The organism is Arthrobacter sp. NPDC092385 (assembly GCF_044755105.1).
GTDB lineage: Bacteria > Actinomycetota > Actinomycetes > Actinomycetales > Micrococcaceae > Arthrobacter_D.
In genome coordinates, this window is the sequence record NZ_JBIVQL010000003.1 from 275,592 (window position 1) to 290,929 (window position 15,338).

The 15,338-nt window shown below is 68.0% G+C and carries 11 protein-coding genes and 1 riboswitch; of the genes, 6 read left to right on the plus strand and 5 right to left on the minus strand.

Going from position 1 to position 15,338, the window contains the following annotated elements; all coding sequences use genetic code 11:
• Positions 1 to 7: 7 nt before the first annotated feature.
• Positions 8 to 2,596, minus strand: a complete 2,589-nt coding sequence (gene opgC, locus ACIQCY_RS06305) for an OpgC domain-containing protein (protein WP_400483037.1) — start codon at positions 2,594 to 2,596, stop codon at positions 8 to 10.
• Positions 2,593 to 4,656 carry a glycosyltransferase gene (locus ACIQCY_RS06310; RefSeq protein ID WP_400483038.1) on the minus strand — a complete coding sequence of 688 codons (2,064 nt, stop codon included), beginning with the start codon at positions 4,654 to 4,656 and terminating at the stop codon, positions 2,593 to 2,595. The genes opgC and ACIQCY_RS06310 overlap by 4 nt, the downstream gene beginning before the upstream one ends.
• Before the next feature lie 293 nt (positions 4,657 to 4,949).
• Positions 4,950 to 5,024, plus strand: a riboswitch (cyclic di-GMP riboswitch).
• 17 nt (positions 5,025 to 5,041) lie between these two features.
• Here ACIQCY_RS06310 and ACIQCY_RS06315 point away from each other — a divergent pair.
• Positions 5,042 to 6,229: a hypothetical protein gene (locus ACIQCY_RS06315; RefSeq protein ID WP_400483039.1), complete on the plus strand. Its 1,188-nt coding sequence runs from the start codon at positions 5,042 to 5,044 to the stop codon at positions 6,227 to 6,229.
• A gap of 48 nt (positions 6,230 to 6,277) precedes the next feature.
• Here the strand turns inward: ACIQCY_RS06315 and ACIQCY_RS06320 are convergent, their stop codons facing one another.
• From ACIQCY_RS06320 to ACIQCY_RS06330, 3 genes are read right to left on the minus strand one after another with little or no spacing between them, the layout of a single operon-like run.
• The gene (locus tag ACIQCY_RS06320) at positions 6,278 to 6,964 is read right to left on the minus strand and encodes an NADPH-dependent F420 reductase (RefSeq protein ID WP_400483040.1); all 687 of its coding nucleotides are present in this window, start codon (positions 6,962 to 6,964) and stop codon (positions 6,278 to 6,280) included.
• Positions 6,965 to 6,998: 34 nt separating this feature from the next.
• Positions 6,999 to 7,778, minus strand: a complete 780-nt coding sequence (locus tag ACIQCY_RS06325; protein ID WP_400483041.1) for a response regulator — start codon at positions 7,776 to 7,778, stop codon at positions 6,999 to 7,001.
• Positions 7,775 to 9,367 carry an ATP-binding protein gene (locus tag ACIQCY_RS06330; RefSeq protein WP_400483042.1) on the minus strand — a complete coding sequence of 531 codons (1,593 nt, stop codon included), beginning with the start codon at positions 9,365 to 9,367 and terminating at the stop codon, positions 7,775 to 7,777. The genes ACIQCY_RS06325 and ACIQCY_RS06330 overlap by 4 nt, the downstream gene beginning before the upstream one ends.
• 197 nt (positions 9,368 to 9,564) lie before the next feature.
• Here ACIQCY_RS06330 and ACIQCY_RS06335 point away from each other — a divergent pair, with 197 nt between their 5' ends.
• From ACIQCY_RS06335 to ACIQCY_RS06355, 5 genes are all read left to right on the plus strand, one after another.
• Positions 9,565 to 9,729 carry a hypothetical protein gene (locus ACIQCY_RS06335; RefSeq protein WP_400483043.1) on the plus strand — a complete coding sequence of 55 codons (165 nt, stop codon included), beginning with the start codon at positions 9,565 to 9,567 and terminating at the stop codon, positions 9,727 to 9,729.
• A gap of 220 nt (positions 9,730 to 9,949) precedes the next feature.
• On the plus strand, positions 9,950 to 10,858 hold the full coding sequence (locus ACIQCY_RS06340; RefSeq protein ID WP_400483044.1) for a DUF368 domain-containing protein: 909 nt from the start codon (positions 9,950 to 9,952) through the stop codon (positions 10,856 to 10,858).
• On the plus strand, positions 10,855 to 12,054 hold the full coding sequence (locus ACIQCY_RS06345) for an AI-2E family transporter (protein ID WP_400483045.1): 1,200 nt from the start codon (positions 10,855 to 10,857) through the stop codon (positions 12,052 to 12,054). Before ACIQCY_RS06340 ends, ACIQCY_RS06345 begins: the two co-directional genes overlap by 4 nt.
• Positions 12,055 to 12,120: 66 nt before the next feature.
• Positions 12,121 to 14,181: an acyltransferase family protein gene (locus ACIQCY_RS06350; RefSeq protein WP_400483046.1), complete on the plus strand. Its 2,061-nt coding sequence runs from the start codon at positions 12,121 to 12,123 to the stop codon at positions 14,179 to 14,181.
• A gap of 147 nt (positions 14,182 to 14,328) precedes the next feature.
• Positions 14,329 to 15,336 (plus strand): Bug family tripartite tricarboxylate transporter substrate binding protein, encoded by a 1,008-nt coding sequence (locus tag ACIQCY_RS06355; protein ID WP_400483047.1) that lies wholly within the window; start codon positions 14,329 to 14,331, stop codon positions 15,334 to 15,336.
• Positions 15,337 to 15,338 lie beyond the last annotated feature (2 nt).

Consider the following 15,338-nt stretch of genomic DNA (forward strand, 5'->3'; position numbering starts at 1 on the left):
TCTCCGGCTAGTTCGGGATCACCCGGAACAGCACCTTCTTCTTCACCATCGCCCAGATGGCGAGCGTCACCACGGCGTGGATCACGAGTCCCTGCCAGGCACTCGTGCGGTCGAGCCCGGGGATGTTGGCGACCGCGAGCACGAAGTACACGTGGACGATGAACACGTACAGGCTCGCGCGGCCCAGCGGGATGTAGAGCCAGCCCGTCAGCGTGTTGATGGGCTTCCAGAACGAGGTCAGGATCACGTGCGCCGCGAGGATGAAGAAGGCGAGGTTGAGCAGCCGCCCCGGTTGCAGGAACACGCGCACGTACCCGGATTCGTACAGGGTCTGGTAGAAGCCCGTCGGGATGAAGGGGAGATCGAGTCCCAGGGTGTAGTTCAGCCAGAGGGTTCCCAGCGCCAGCGCGTAGGCACCCGTCGCCACGCCCACGAAGATCTTCCCCCGGTGGGTACTGAGCGCGTCGATGATGGCGCGGCGGTGATACCCGAGGACGACGCCGTGGACGAAGATCACCTGCCAGGTGAGCAGCGGGAAGACGTCCTGGAACTGTGAGGGGAGGACGCGCAGGTGGAAGATGCTGTCCACGATGTAGAGCGCCCAGCTGATGGCGAGCACCAGCCACCACAGCTTTCTGCGGAGCATCAGGACGAGCAGCGGGACCGTCAGTGTCAGCACCACGTAGAGGCCCATGATGTTGAAGGCCCACGGTCCCATGGTGAGGAGCAGGAGGTCCCGGATCGCGTACCCGGCCGGCGGGTAGTCGAACAGGCGCGTGATGTTCGGGTAGAGGTCGTACACGCGGCCTGCGGCCTCGGTACCCGCCCCGCCCGTCCCACGGTCCGTGAAGGTGGTCAGCACGGTCGCATCGATGAAGGGGACGAGGGACAGCAGGTAGACGGTGAGGACCACGGCCAGGGACGTGAGGTAGAGCTTGAGCGCCCTCCGGGTGGTCCCCTTCGCAGCCTCCACGGCACCGCGGCGCTCGACCGCGATGGGGTGCACCATCCCGAGCACGACGCCGGACAGCAGGACGAACAGTTCCGCGCCGGTGATGGTCCCGATGAGGTTGCGGGAGATGAAGGACCAGGGGCCGGCGACCTCGATGTGGGTGACGACCACCGAGGTGATGATCCAGCCGCGCAGCAGGTCGATCCGGGCGTCCCGCGGTGCATGCTCGTCCGGGTAGCGCCACTGCGGGACCACACGCTTGGCCAGTCCGGCCAGGAGCACCAGGGCGAAGAGCCCGACGACGCACAGCACGAGCCAGCCCATCACGGCGCTGACCGGTGCGCCGGCCTGCCACACCTGCCTGGTGGACTCGTTCGCGTCCTCCTGCGGAACCACGTCGGTGATCGGGCCGAGCCGAACCCCGGGTGCCGCGTCGAGGGTACTGCGGAGGGCCGCCGCCGTCGCATCGTCTCCGCCGAGGCCCCAGTCGACCGTGTGGCCCTGGGCCTCGGGCTCCGGGCGCGATGCCTCGAGCCAGGCGACCATGCCGATCTCGGGGTACTCCTCGGCGATGGCGGGGTCGAACACCTGGTTCAGCCATGCCCGCTTGATCTCCGCCTCCGGAGCGCTGTCGGAGTCTTCGGGATCGTGGAGGGCGGCCGTCTGGACGAGGAACCGCTTGCCCTTCCCCGCGGCGTACTCCTTCGCGAAGTCGATCCGGGGAGCGCCGGGAGCCGCACCGTAGGTGCCCGCGAGCTGGTCCGCGAACTTTCCCGGTTCGGGCAGCACGGAGGTCGTGATCGCGCCGGAGTACTCGCGCGTACCCTTCGCGTCCGTGGTCGCGCCCTGCTCGTAGCTGCCGAAGTGGTACAGGGACAGGCCCACCCAGTCCACGGCGTCGTCGCCGGGGTAGTAGGGCCGGTAGGGGTCGTCGCCCTCGTCGATCAGGCCGTTGCCATTGGTGTCGAGGGCGGTGACGGTGCCGGAGCCGAGGCCCTCCACGGCGCCGTAGGCCTCGGTGAACGGGTAGCCGGCAGCGTACGACGGCGCCCAGACCATCGCGGCGGACGGCACCCGCGCGTGGACCTCGTCGGCCAGGGTGCGGAAGGCTTCGACGTAGGTGTCGGGTTGCTGGCCCCAGCTGAACCAGGTGCCGTTCATCTCCGGGGCGAAGCGGAGGAAGAACCCGGTGCGGAATTCGTCGCTGATGCGCCCGAGCGTGTCCGCGAGATGATCGGCGTCGTCCTCCGTCAGCTCGGCGAGCGGCTTCGACGGCTCGAGGGACACGACGGCGACGGCACCGAGGGACGCCTCCTGCCGGACCAGATCGATCAGGTCGCGCTCCGCGTCGGCATCGAGCGGGTAGGCGACCGGCCGGCTGAAGAACGACGGCGTGATCCCGGTGCGGTCGGCATACGCGCGGGCGTTGTCGACGGACCAGTCGAGCTCGGGCCCGAAGTACCGGCCCTCCGTCAGCCCGGTCGGATCCTCGACGGGCGTCCGGTCGTTTTCGGCGGTGGTGGCGGGCAGGACGGCCGTGGTCGCCTGTGCCGGCGTGACTCCGGCCAGGAGTCCCAGCGCCAGCGTCACCATCAGGGTCAGGCATGCCGTCCACTGCTGTCGCCCCCGACGGGGAGCCGTCATCCCTTCGCTTCCTGGCGGGCCTTCGCCTTCGCGATGTCCGCCTGGTAGTGCTCGTAGCCCCGGTAGCGGACGGCCTCGATGATGACACTGAAGATGACGAGGTCGAAAATGACCCAGACGATGTTGACGGACGTCCCGAGGATGTCCGCCTGTCCCATGAGCATGCGGACGACGCCGACGATCACGGCGGCCACCAGCAGGCCCATGGCCCAGAGCTGCGGCTTCACGAGGTCCCACCGCAGCGTGTTGTCCTGCTGCAGGGTCTTGGGGGTGACGGCGAAGTCGAGGCTCCGCCCGAGGTACACGTTGCCGAACGCCGAGGTGATCGAGCGGATCCAGACGGGGAACAGGGCGAGCGAGTACTGCTGCCCGCGCCACGTCTTCACGCCCTTGCCGACCACGGCGAACAGCAGCTGGTTGACCAGCAGGAACGGGATCAGCCGCACGAAGAACTCGGTGCTGATCGAGTTGACCGGCAGGATCCCGAACAGCAGGTAGATGATCGGTGCCGCGATGTAGACGAGCGCTGCGAAGCCGGACAGGTAGCTCCACATGGTGGCCCAGTACATCAGCTTCTGGGCGATCGTGAGGCCCTTCTGCGCGAACGGGTTCTCGCGGAACATCACCTGGATGGTCCCCTGGCCCCAGCGCAGGCGCTGGGTCAGCATCGAGTTGAGATCCTCGGGCGCGAGCCCGTCGGCCAGCTTCTCGTGGTGGTACGCGGATTCCCAGCCGAGCGCATGCAGGCGCATGCACGTGGCCATGTCCTCGGTGACGGAGATGGTGGCCATCGGCATCACGGCCTGCGCCTCGCCACTGCGGTCGGCGTTGACCGATTCGATCAGGACGCGGACGGCGTCGATCGCGGCGAGCGGGGACCACGAGCGCTGCGCCAGCTGGTCGAGCGCGGCGTCGTCGACGACGGCGAGGCCGGGGGTGCTGGCGGAAGCGTCCTGCAGCCCGGCCTCCAGGCCCTCGATGTCGAGGTCCTCGAGCGAGGCCAGGTCCTCGTGGAAGGCCGCGATGTCCGCAGCCACGAGTCCGCGGGTGACAGCCACGACCCGCTGCTGGAACTCGTAGGTGACCTCGGAGATCCCGTCGCCCTTCCGCAGGCGGCGACGGACCCTGCGCAGGTCCTTCGCCACGAGGTCCAGGGCCTCGCCCACGCGCTCGTTGTGCGCGCCCAGGTTCTTCTTGGCCCTCGCGATGACCTTGTCCGAGGTCTTGAGCGCCTTGTGCAGAGCGAGTTCGATCTCCGTCACGTAGCGCGTGACGCCGAGCTGCATGAGCGCCTCGCGGCGGATGATGGCGTTCGAGCCGCAGAAGAAGGCCGCGTTCCACCCGTCCTTACCCTGCTGGATGGGGCCGTAGAACAGCGGTGCCTGGCTGCCCAGCGGATCCGAGTCCGGCACGTTGATGAAGACCTGCGGCGTCTGCACCAGTGCCATCTTCTCGTTGGTGAAGTAGCCGAGGGTCTTGTCGAGGAGGAGCGGATCGGGGATCTGGTCGGCGTCGAGGATGACGAGGAACTCGCCGTCCGTGGACATGAGTGCGTTGTTCAGGTTGCCCGCCTTGGCGTGCCGGGGCATGTCCTTCCAGTCCGCGGAGCGCGTGATCCACCCGATGCCCTCGGCTTCCGCGGCCTCGCGGACTTCGGCGCGGTTGCCGTCGTCGAGGATCCAGGTGTTGTGCGGGTAGCGGATCTTCTTCGCTGCGCGTGCGGTGGTGAGGACGAGGTCCAGCGGCTCGTTGTAGGTGGTGATGAAGACGTCCACGGTCAGGCCGGGCGGGGCCTCGGGGGCCTGTCGCTTCCGCAACCTCCACACCGTGAAGCCGAAGAGCAGGGAGTCGATCAGGGAGTAGGTCTCCGCCAGCACCAGCGGGATGGCGATCCACCAGGCGTCCCAGTTGATCGAATAGAGCCACCGCCACGCGATGTAGTTCAGCCCCAGGACGGCCGTCACGAGGACGATCGCCCGGATCAACAGCGTCCGGCCGCCGAACGAATCGTCCTGCTTGTCTCGATGTCCGTCATCGACGGACAGATCATCTGGTGACATGATCCCCATGCTTCAGCACACTCCACTTCCTGCTTCCGTGCGCGCGGGCACTGCTGCGGTGACTTGTGTGCGCCGGGCCGGCCGCACTGAGACGCTCACCGGGTCCGCGGGGACCATGAAGCATTAAACCAAGGTACCCGAGTGGAGGCATGGCGTCCGCCGGGCGGCGGGAGTGCGTCAATATTGAGCAATACCTGCGCTTATGGAAGGTCCTTCCGGAAGGGGCATGCGGGAGGATTGACGTGTCGAGGGACCTGCCACCAGGACCAGCGGCACCGCTGGATGCACCCGCTCAGCGATAAGGGCAAAACCGGTGCGAACCGGTGACGCAAAGCCACGGGACCCACGGGGTCAGCCGGGCCATCGAACAGCAAAGGTCTCAGCCATGCCTCCTTCGACCCTGTCGTCCCGTGCCCGCCGAGGGATGTCGGGCGGCCGGAGATCACTCCTGGGCGCCGCCCTGGCGGCCGTCCTGCTGATGGCATCGGTCCCCGGGCCCGTCACGGCCAACACCACCCCACTGGCCGTAGATCCCGGACCGGTGGGCGACTTCGCCTGGAAGGGCTTCAACTGGGAGAAGCGCCGGTCGAACGGCGCCCCGAACTACAACCAGCAGTTCGCCGCCGCCAACGTGAGTAGCCCGGACGCCAATGGCCACGTGACCATGACCCTCTCCAATCCGACCGGGGAGTCGACCATCGGCGCGGAGTTCAACACCACGCGGCACGGCTTCGGCTACGGCACCTACAGCACCACGATCGAGAAGGACCTCACCACGCTGCAGAAGGAAGTGGTGTGGGGCTGCCTCTTCACCTACGACCCGGCCGTGGCGCCCGGTTTCAACGAGATCGACCTGTGCGAGGCCAGTTCGTGGGGAGGCGGCAGCATCAACAACCAGGTGTGGCCGATCACCCAGGGCCACGGCTACTGGTTCGATGCCAGCAAGCCGCCAGGGGTCGGCAACGATACTGCGATCTTCGACGTCACCAGCCATCTCGTCCTGACACACCGGTTGATCTGGGAGCCGAACAAGCTCACCTTCGAGACCTTCGCGGGGGAGGGCTCCTCCGGGACGCTGCTCAAGCGCACCGTGAAGCAGGGCGAGAACGTGCCCGAGCCGGCCCGCGAGACGATCCACTTCAACCTCTGGGTCACCGGCGGCGGGGGAGGCGACCCGGCGCATGTGAAGCCCGAGAAGGTCGTCATCCGGGACTTCTCCTTCATCCCGGCCGGGGCCGGGCCCGTGGTGACGACCCCGACGCCGAGCCCGACGCCGACCTCGACCCCGACTCCGACCCCGACTCCGAGCCCGACGTCGACCCCGACGCCCACTCCCGCACCGGCCACTCCCGCGATCGCCCTGACCGCGACGAGCACGAAGGTCCGCAGCGCCACCTCGACCACGCTCACCTGGACGGGCGCCACGGGCTCGACCGTGACGCTCCTGACCAACGGAGTGCGGACCCGCATCGCCAATTCGGGCCGTTACACGACGACCGCGAAGGGCACCTCCGCGAGATACCAGGTGTGCGACGCGACGCGCTGCTCGCCGGTCGTCATCGCAACCCGGTAGCCCGCCTGTTCGGCCGGCTCCAGGCAGCGCTTCCCGAGGAGGTCCCGCTCAGCGCATCTTGGCGTAGCGCCTGGCCTGGCCGAGCGCCTCGCGCATGCCGTCCGCGTCATGCACCGTGCCGTAGCCCGGGGTGTCGCGCTGGAAGCGCCAGCCCTCCGCGAGGGACCCGGCGTCGACGGCGTCGAAGCCGAATTCGTCGAGGAGTTCCACCACGGCCTGCTTCGCGTCGGAGTCGTCACCCGCGATCGGCAGGGCCCGCCGGCCGGGGGTGCCGGCAGGCGTGCCGTCGGTGGTGAGCTGCTCGAAGTGGATGTTGTTGAACACCTTCACCACCGAGGAGCCCGGGAGGCGTCGCTGCAGGAGTTCGCTCGTCGTCGTGCTCTCGTCGTCGAGCTCGGCGATCCGGCCGTCGCGCTGGGGGTAGTAGTTGCAGGTGTCGATGACGAGCTTCCCGGCGAGCGGCTCCACGGGAACGGAGCCGATGTCCTTCAGCGGGATGGTGACGACGACGACGTCGCCCTCCGCGGCCGCCTCCTCGACGCTTCCGGCGCGGGCGCCCTCACCGAGTTCTCCGACGAGGTCCTGGAGCGTCTCGGGGCCGCGGGAGTTGCTCATGACGACCTGGTCGCCGCGACCGACAGCGAGGCGCGCGAGTTGCGAGCCGATGTTGCCGCTGCCGATGAAGCCGATGGTGCTGCGCCTGGCGCCTGTCCGGTCTGTCGTGTTCTCAGTCATTCCCACCACAACCTCCCCGGCCGGTGGTTATTCCTCAGGTGCTCCGCGCGTCGCCCGTCCAGACGTAGAACTTCTCGGGACGTCCTGCCGAACCGTACTGCGGGACGATCCGCGCCTGTCCCCGCGACACGAGGAACTCGAGGTAGCGCCTCGCGCTGACCCGGGCCATGCCGAGCCGTTCGGCGACGTCGGACGCCGACGTCCCGCGCCCGTGGCCGCGGAGGTCCAGCATGACGGCGTCGAGCGTGGGCGCGGAGAGTCCCTTCGGCGTCGTGACCGTCCTGGCCACGGCAATGCCCGACGGCGCGCTGCCGCGGCCCGCGCCGGTCCCCGCCGCGGTGCGCAGGAGCCGGTCGATCCTGCCCTGGTCCAGCGACGCGGTGCCGTCCGTGGCGTGGGAGTCGAGGTCGCGCCGGTATGCCACGTAGGAGTCCAGCCGCTCGTTCAGCACTGCGGCGTTGAAGGGCTTCACGAGATAGTGCAGGACCCCGCCCGCAACAGCGGCCCGCACCGTCTCGAGCTCGCGGGCAGCGGTGATGGCGATGACGTCGAGGGGCTCGCCCGGCCGGTTCCGCAGGGCGCGCAGCACCTCGATCCCCGTCATGTCCGGCAAGTGGATGTCAAGCAGCACGAGCCGGGGCCGCAGGTCCTCCACGAGTTCGAGCGCCCGCGCGCCCGTGTGCGCTGCGCCGACGACGTCGAACGCCCCGTGGGCGAGCAGGAACCCGGTGTGGATGCCGGCGACCTGGTGGTCGTCGTCGACCACCAGGGTGGGGATCGGCGCGGGAGCGGAGGAATGCGTCGCGTCGGTCATGGCACCTGCAGGGTGGAACGGGGGACGTCGAGGAGCGACGGCGCGAGCCAGACGGTGAACTCGGCGCCGCCCAGGCCGGAATCGTCGACGACGACGTGCCCGGAGCGGCGCCGCGCTATCCGGTCCACCAGGGCGAGGCCGAAACCCCGCGTCCCGGTGGAGCCGCCGTCCTTCGTCGAGTAGCCGGAGGAGAAGATGCCGTCGATGTCCTCCGGTGCGACACCGGGGCCGTTGTCGGACACCGTGACGCGCACGGCGTCGTCGGCGGTGTCCAGCTGGACGAGGACCTGGCCGTCGGCGCGACCGCTCCCGGTCACGGCTTCCATCGCATTGTCGATGAGGATGCCGAGGATGGTGACGACGTCGGTCGTGCCGTCCGGATCGAGTGTCGACGTGTCGTCGGTCCTGAGCGTGATGCCCTTCTCGGAGGCGATGGTGCTCTTGGTCATGAGCAGGCTCGCGGCGTCGGGGTCCTTGATGCCCGGCGCTATGGATCCCGAGACCAGCGAGCCGCCGTGCCCCGACCGCGAGATGAAGTCGACGGCCTGCTCCGTGCGGCCCAGCTCGAGCAGCCCGGAGATGGTGTGCATGCGGTTGGCGAACTCGTGCGCCTGCGCCCGCAACGCCTGCGTGGCGTCTCGTTCGCCGTCGAGGTCGGTGAGCAGCTGGTACAGCTCGGTGCGGTCACGGAGGATCATGACGCGCCCCACGCGCGTGCCGTCCACCAGGGCATCGGACGTGCGGGCGAGGAGCACACGTTCGCCGGACAGGACGGTCTCGTCGGTGTCGGCGGGGTCGGTCAGGAGACGGGCGAGGGCGGGCTCCATCACGTCGGCCGCCGGCCGGCCCGTCGCTGCGTCGCCGAGGCCCAGGAGCCTCTTCGCCTCGTCGTTGAGGAGTGCTATCCGGTGGTGCTCGTCGACGGCGACCATGCCCTCACTGATGCCGTGGATCATGGCGTCGCGCGTCTCGAGGAGGGAGGCGATCTGCTCGGGCTCGAGGCGGTAGATGCGGCGCCACACGAGCCGGGAGATCCAGATTGCCCCGGCGGAACCGACGAGCGCGGCGACGATCAGCCAGGCCAGCAGGCGGGGGAGGTCCTCGTAGAGGTCGGCGTCCAGTTCGGACTCCAGCGTGCCGACGGATGCGGTACCGATGATGCCGCCGTCGTCGCCGTAGATGGGCACCTTGACGCGCCAGGATTCGCCGAGCGTCCCTGTCTGCGTGCCCACGAAGATGTCCCCGGAGAGGGGGATGGACGGATCGGTGGAGACGAGCGCCCCGATGAGGTCGGGGTTCGGGTGGGAGTAGCGGATGCCGTCCTCGTCCGTGACGACGACGTAGGTCACGCCCGTGGACTGGCGGATGAGGTCGGCGATCGGCTGGATCGTCGCGCTCGGATCCGCCTGGTCGAACGCCTCGACGACGGAGGGCAGCTGCGCCACCGACTGGGCGACGCCGACCATGCGGTCCTCGTACTGCTCGCGGATCTGCAGCCGCTGCATGGCGACGGCCGTGGACCCTGCCACGGCGACGATGACGAGCACGATGGCCAACTGCAGGAAGAACAGCTGCGATCGAAGCGACATCGTTCGGATCATCCTCTTAGTGTGACACGCGTTCCTCCGTCACATCGGGCCGCTCCTGGTCTCGTTGCCCGGTTCGAGCACCATCAGGAATCAGTGGGGTCCCACTGCTTCCCGCCCGGCTTCTGCTTACCGGCGGCCTCGGAGCCTGCCTGGCCTCCGACGGCCGACCGACCGACCGACTCGGCCATACTGGGTAGATGAGATCCCTGTTGATTGTCCTGGCCCTTGTCGCTCTCGTCCTCCTGATCGTCGGGGTCGCCGTCGAGACACTGAAGTTCCTGCTCTATATCGGGCTGATCGTGCTGGTTGCGTCGGCCGTCCTGCTTCTGCTCCAGCGCGCTCGATCCCGAGCGCAGCGATAGGAGACGGTGCGGTCGGCGTGACCCGCTAGCAGCCCCGCTGGGCGCCGGCCGGGACGCAGGGGGCGGGCTCTCGACTTCCTCGCTGGGTCACGGTCGGCCATCGATCCTGTCACGGAACAGCAACCGTCGCCCCGATCGGGCGCTTCGGCCGAACACGGTCGTTAGTGTGGAAACGGTGAAATTCTCCTCCCGCACCGCCACACAGCCAACCCAGCCCGCCATGAGATCAAGGCTCGGCAACACGCTCTACGGAGCTTTGATCGGCCTCGTGGAGCTCGTCCCGGGGGTTTCCGGCGGCACCGTCGCACTCGTCCTGGGTGTGTTCGACCGCTTGGTGGCGTCGGCGAATCACCTCATCGGTGGTCTGGTGCAGCTCGCCGTGCAGCGTGACCGCCACAGCGCAGGACGTCGTCTGGCCCGAGTCGAGTGGGCGCTGGTCCTGCCGCTGGCCGTCGGTATGTTTCTCGCCCTGTTCATCCTCTCCAAGCCCTTGCACACCTTCGTCGACACGCAGCCGATGATCTCCAGTTCCCTGTTCCTCGGGATGGTGTCGGCGAGCCTGCTGGTGCCCATCACCATGGCCCGGGAAGCGGGCCCCTCGACCGCGATCTCCAGACTCGGCGGGTCCGTCGTCGTGCTTGCCGTTGCAGCTGCGGTGTTCCTCCTGCTGGCTCTGCCGTCCCTTGAGGTGGAGAACCCACCCGGGTGGGTCGTCGCGCTCAGCGGGTCGGTCGCGGTCTGTGCCCTGGCCCTCCCCGGACTCTCGGGTTCCTTCATCCTGTTGACCTTCGGCATGTACGAGCCGACGCTCGAGGCGGTCAGCACACGCGACGGTGGATACCTGGCGCTCTTCGGCGCCGGTGCGGCTTTCGGACTCGTCTCCGTGGTCCAGGTCCTCGCGTACCTACTGCGGGCGCATCGGCGCGCAACCCTCCTGGCCGCCACGGGGCTGATCCTCGGCTCACTTCGAGCACTGTGGCCCTGGCAGGACGGCAGCGCACTCCTTCCACCCGGCGACGCATGGGCGGGGCCGCTGCTCGCATGCCTGGGCGGTGCGGCCCTTGTGCTCCTGCTCTGGTGGCGTGAGCGCCGGTCCGTGCCGACCGCAGCCTCGGTGACGCCGTCATGAGTCATGGGACCGACGCGCAGGAACCTCGCGGAGCCGGCGGCGAGGAGCAACGCGGAGCCACGTCCTCCCAGGCGATGCTGGACCGGATCCGCCGTGGAGCGGTGCTCTCGGCCCTGACGACGACCACCGCCATCCTCGGGCGGGCGCTCATCGTCGTGATCGCGGTCGTGGGACTGATCTACCTCCTGTCCACCCTGTGGGTGATCGTCCTCCCGCTCGTCCTGGCCCTCCTCCTGGCCTCGATACTCTGGCCCCTCAACAGGATTCTGCGCCGTATCCTGCCCGATGCAGCAGCCGCGGCACTCTCGGTTCTGGGCCTGCTCGCCGCAGTGATCGGAGTGGGCTGGACCGCCGCAGCCCTCTCCGTGGACGGGGTACGGGACCTCTCCAGCCAGGCGGTCGACAACGTGCGAAACCTCGGCGATCTCGCGGAATCACTACCCTTCGCCGTCCCGGACGTCGATGAGCTCCTCACCTCGGCACTGGCCTGGCTGCAGGACAACGTCGGCGAGATCCTGTCCCAGGTCTCCTCCGGCCTCGGTACGGTCGGATCCGTGACAGTGACGGTGCTGTTGGCGCTGGTCCTCACCTTCTTCTGCCTCAAGGACGGGGACCGTTTCTCCCGGTGGTTGCTGCGATGGACGACGGGCACGGTCTTCGTGCATGTCGCGGAGGTGTCCTCCAGGAGTTGGAGGACCCTCTCCGCCTATGTGTCGTCGCAGGCCGCCGTGGCGCTCGTGGACGCCGGGTTCATCGGTCTCGGGTTGTGGATCCTCGGGGTGCCGCTCGCCCTGCCACTGGCAGTCCTGATCTTCTTCGCAGGATTCCTGCCCGTCATCGGCGCCGTCGCGACCGGATTCCTTGCGACGCTCGTGGCTCTCCTGTCGGATGGCTGGGTCACCGCACTGATCGTGTTGGGCATCGTGCTCCTCGTGCAGCAGCTCGAGAGCAACGTCCTGCAGCCGATCCTGGTGGGCAAGTCACTCAAGCTCCACCCCGCCGTGGTGCTCACGGGGGTGACGGCAGGAGGCTCGCTGTTCGGTATCGTCGGAGCTTTCCTCGCGACGCCCGTCATCGCCGTCGCCATGGTCGTCTTCCAGTACTCCAGGGAGCAGATGCTCGAACCCGCCGCCGCGGCGCACACCGACGCCGGCGAAGAGCTCATCAGGACCGAGACGGAGGCTCACCACAGCTGATGGACGGACATGAGGCTGAGGGCGCACCGGTAGAATCGATCACCGTGTCTACCGTGGAAGGCCGTGATGACGGCCGTTAGAACGATCGAAACTCCTGCTTCGAATGGGGAAAGTGACGGCGCTGACCGCGGTTTCCGGCCGGAGGTCCAGGGCCTGCGTGCGCTGGCCGTACTGATGGTGGTGTCCTATCACATCTGGTTCGGCCGGGTATCGGGCGGAGTGGATGTCTTCCTCCTGATCTCGGCCTTCCTGCTGGCCTTGTCGTTCCTCCGGAAGGTGGAGTCGGGGCGCCCGCTGGACCTGGCCCGCCACTGGTTGCATCAGTTCAAACGGTTGCTGCCGGCCGTCGTGGTCGTCATCCTCGGGACCCTTGCCGCGTCCGGAGTGCTGGTGCCGGCGTCCCGCTGGTGGGACATCATGGAGCAGTCATGGGCGTCGCTGTTCTATGTGCAGAACTGGATGCTGGCCGCCCACACGGTCGACTACTACGCCGCTGATCACAGTCAGGCCAGTCCGCTGCAGCATTTCTGGTCGCTGTCCGTGCAGGGCCAGGTGTTCATCCTCTGGCCTCTGCTGTTCCTCACCAGTCTGCTGGTGGCGCGCCGTTTCCAGCTCAGGTTCCGCGGTGTGGTGCTGGTCGTCTTCGGTGCGCTGTTCGCTGCTTCGCTGGCGTTCTCCGTATGGGAGACCTATACGAACCAGGCATACGCGTATTTCGACACGCGCGCCCGGCTCTGGGAATTCGCCCTCGGCACGCTGCTCGCGCTGGCCCTGCCGTACGTCCGTCTGCCCCGCGTGGTGCGTGTCGTCGCCGGCTGGGTCGGCGTCCTCGCGATGCTCAGCGGCGGTTTCCTGCTCGACGTGCAGGGGCAGTTCCCCGGCTATGTAGCCCTGTGGCCACTGATGGCGGCTGCCCTCGTCATCATGGCCGGGCAGACCCACAGCGCCGTCGGAGCAGACCGGTTCCTGTCATCGAAGCCGCTGGTGCGGGTCGGGGATCTGTCCTACGCCCTGTACCTGTGGCACTGGCCGGTGTTGGTGCTCGCACTGACCTGGCAGGACCGTCCCTCGCCGGGTGTGCTGGGCGGCCTCATCATCATCGCCGTGTCCCTTGTGCTGGCCTACGTCACGATGCGCTTCATCGAGCGGCCTCTGCGGGCGCTGGCCTGGGCCGACCGCCGTCGCCGGCGCTCGGTGCTCGTGCTGGCGGTGTGCCTGGGACTCGTCGCGGTTCCCCTGACGGTGTGGCAGCAGAGCCTGCGGATCGAGTCGGAACGCATTGCGGCCGAAGCCGAGAGGAACAATCCGGGAGCCCTGGTGCTGGATCCGCGGTTCGGACTCACCGCGCCCGACGGCGTCCCGCTGGTGCCGGCAGCAAAGGTCGTCGCTCGCGACTGGGTCGGTCTGCCCGATCCCTGCACCGGGCGGTACTCCACGGATGCCCCGCTTCTCCAGGGAACGAGCTGCTCGGTCGTCGTCGACCAGGCGAAGCCCGACCGCACGATCGTGGCGGTCGGGAACAGCCACGTCCAGCAGTGGCTCGCCGCCATGAAGCCAATGGCGGAGGCGAACAACTGGGCCGTGGTCGCGATCGTGAAGGGCGGGTGCCAGTACGTCGCCTACCCGGAGGAGATGACACCCGACTGCAATGAGCGGAACGCTCAGGTGAAGGACTACATACTGCAGCTCCGTCCCGATGCGGTGTTCACCACGGGAACGTATTCGATCACCGACGCCCCGTACGAGTTGCTACCCGGCGGATTCAGTCAGGGCGCTTCGGACCTCATGGCTCAGGGCGTCCCCGTGGTTGCGATCCGCGACAACCCGCGCTTCACCCAGAACATGGTGGAGTGCGTGGAGAGATGGGGGGCATCGTCCGACCCGTGCAACCCGAGGGACGCCGATGCACGCGACACAGGGGAAGTCTCGCCCATCGCACAGATGGCCGACATCACCCCGGGCCTTGCGACCATGGACCTCGACGACTACTTCTGCGTCTCCGGCACCTGTCCCGCCGTCATCGGGAATGTCCGCGTCTACCTGGACGACAACCACCTCACGGCTACGTACGCCGAGACGTTGGGCCCGTTCTTCGAAGAGCAGTTCAGGAATGCCACCGGATGGTGAAGCACGCCGCCTGCGGGCCGTGACCACAAAGACCAATACGAGCACTACGACCGCATGCTTTACCGACCGTCAGCGGCCTTCCTAGCCTGAGATCAGCAGTGGTGACCCGCATCACATCTCGCACTTCATCTCAAGGAAGAGAAGATCATGACGATCGATCGCACAACGGCGCGCCGTTCGACCCTCACAACCCTCGCCCTCGTCTCCGCCCTCGCCCTGTCGGCCTGCGGCTCCATGACGCAGAGCACCACAGCCTCGGACGAGGACGGTGCCATCGAGAAGCTCAACATCGTGGTCCCCGCCGACCCGGGTGGAGGCTGGGACCAGACCGGCCGGGCCATGGAGACGGACCTCAAGGAGAACGACCTCGTGGGCAACGCCTCCGTGGTCAACGTGGGCGGCGCCGGCGGCACCAACGGCCTCGCGCAGCTCGCCACCGAGACGGACCCCGACACCCTCATGGTCATGGGCTACGTCATGGTCGGCGCGGTCGAGACCAACAACGCGGCCAACCGCATCGAGGACACCACGCCGATCGCCCGCCTCACAGAGGAGCCCCTCGTGATCGTGGTCCCCGCCGACTCGCCGTACCAGACCATCCAGGACCTCCTCGACGACATCGAGGCCAAGGGCCAGGGCGTCTCCATCACGGGCGGTTCCGCGGGAGGTGCGGACCACATCCTCGCCGGCTCGGTGCTCAAGGAGGCCGGCATCTCGCCGGACAACCTGAACTACATCCCCTACTCCGGCGGCGGCGAGTCGCTCGCGGCCCTGCTGGGCAACAAGGTCAACGCCGGCATCTCGGGCGTCGGCGAGTACGCGGAGCAGGTCGAGGCCGGCAAGCTCCGGGCCCTCGCGGTCTCCGGCGAGGAAGCTGCGCCGCAGCTCCCCGACACCCCGACCCTCACCGACGAGGGCATCGACCTCGTGCTCACCAACTGGCGCGGCGTCGTCGCCCCAGGAAGCATCGACGAGGCCCAGGCCGAGAAGCTCACTCAGCTCGTCACCGACCTGCACGAGACCGACACCTGGAAGGCCACCCTCGAGGAGAACAACTGGTCGGACGCCTTTTTGGCCGGCGAGGAGTTCCAGACCTTCCTCGACGAGGACATCGCCAGTGTCAAGACCACCCTCACCGACATCGGACTGCTGTAGGC

What these genes read in the sequence shown, in the direction of transcription:
- opgC (WP_400483037.1), bottom strand. Translation starts at nt 2,596, where the DNA reads ATGACGGCTCCCCGTCGGGGGCGACAGCAGTGGACGGCATGCCTGACC.
- ACIQCY_RS06310 (WP_400483038.1), bottom strand. Translation starts at nt 4,656, where the DNA reads ATGTCACCAGATGATCTGTCCGTCGATGACGGACATCGAGACAAGCAG.
- ACIQCY_RS06315 (WP_400483039.1), top strand. Translation starts at nt 5,042, where the DNA reads ATGCCTCCTTCGACCCTGTCGTCCCGTGCCCGCCGAGGGATGTCGGGC.
- ACIQCY_RS06320 (WP_400483040.1), bottom strand. Translation starts at nt 6,964, where the DNA reads ATGACTGAGAACACGACAGACCGGACAGGCGCCAGGCGCAGCACCATC.
- ACIQCY_RS06325 (WP_400483041.1), bottom strand. Translation starts at nt 7,778, where the DNA reads ATGACCGACGCGACGCATTCCTCCGCTCCCGCGCCGATCCCCACCCTG.
- ACIQCY_RS06330 (WP_400483042.1), bottom strand. Translation starts at nt 9,367, where the DNA reads ATGTCGCTTCGATCGCAGCTGTTCTTCCTGCAGTTGGCCATCGTGCTC.
- ACIQCY_RS06335 (WP_400483043.1), top strand. Translation starts at nt 9,565, where the DNA reads ATGAGATCCCTGTTGATTGTCCTGGCCCTTGTCGCTCTCGTCCTCCTG.
- ACIQCY_RS06340 (WP_400483044.1), top strand. Translation starts at nt 9,950, where the DNA reads ATGAGATCAAGGCTCGGCAACACGCTCTACGGAGCTTTGATCGGCCTC.
- ACIQCY_RS06345 (WP_400483045.1), top strand. Translation starts at nt 10,855, where the DNA reads ATGAGTCATGGGACCGACGCGCAGGAACCTCGCGGAGCCGGCGGCGAG.
- ACIQCY_RS06350 (WP_400483046.1), top strand. Translation starts at nt 12,121, where the DNA reads ATGACGGCCGTTAGAACGATCGAAACTCCTGCTTCGAATGGGGAAAGT.
- ACIQCY_RS06355 (WP_400483047.1), top strand. Translation starts at nt 14,329, where the DNA reads ATGACGATCGATCGCACAACGGCGCGCCGTTCGACCCTCACAACCCTC.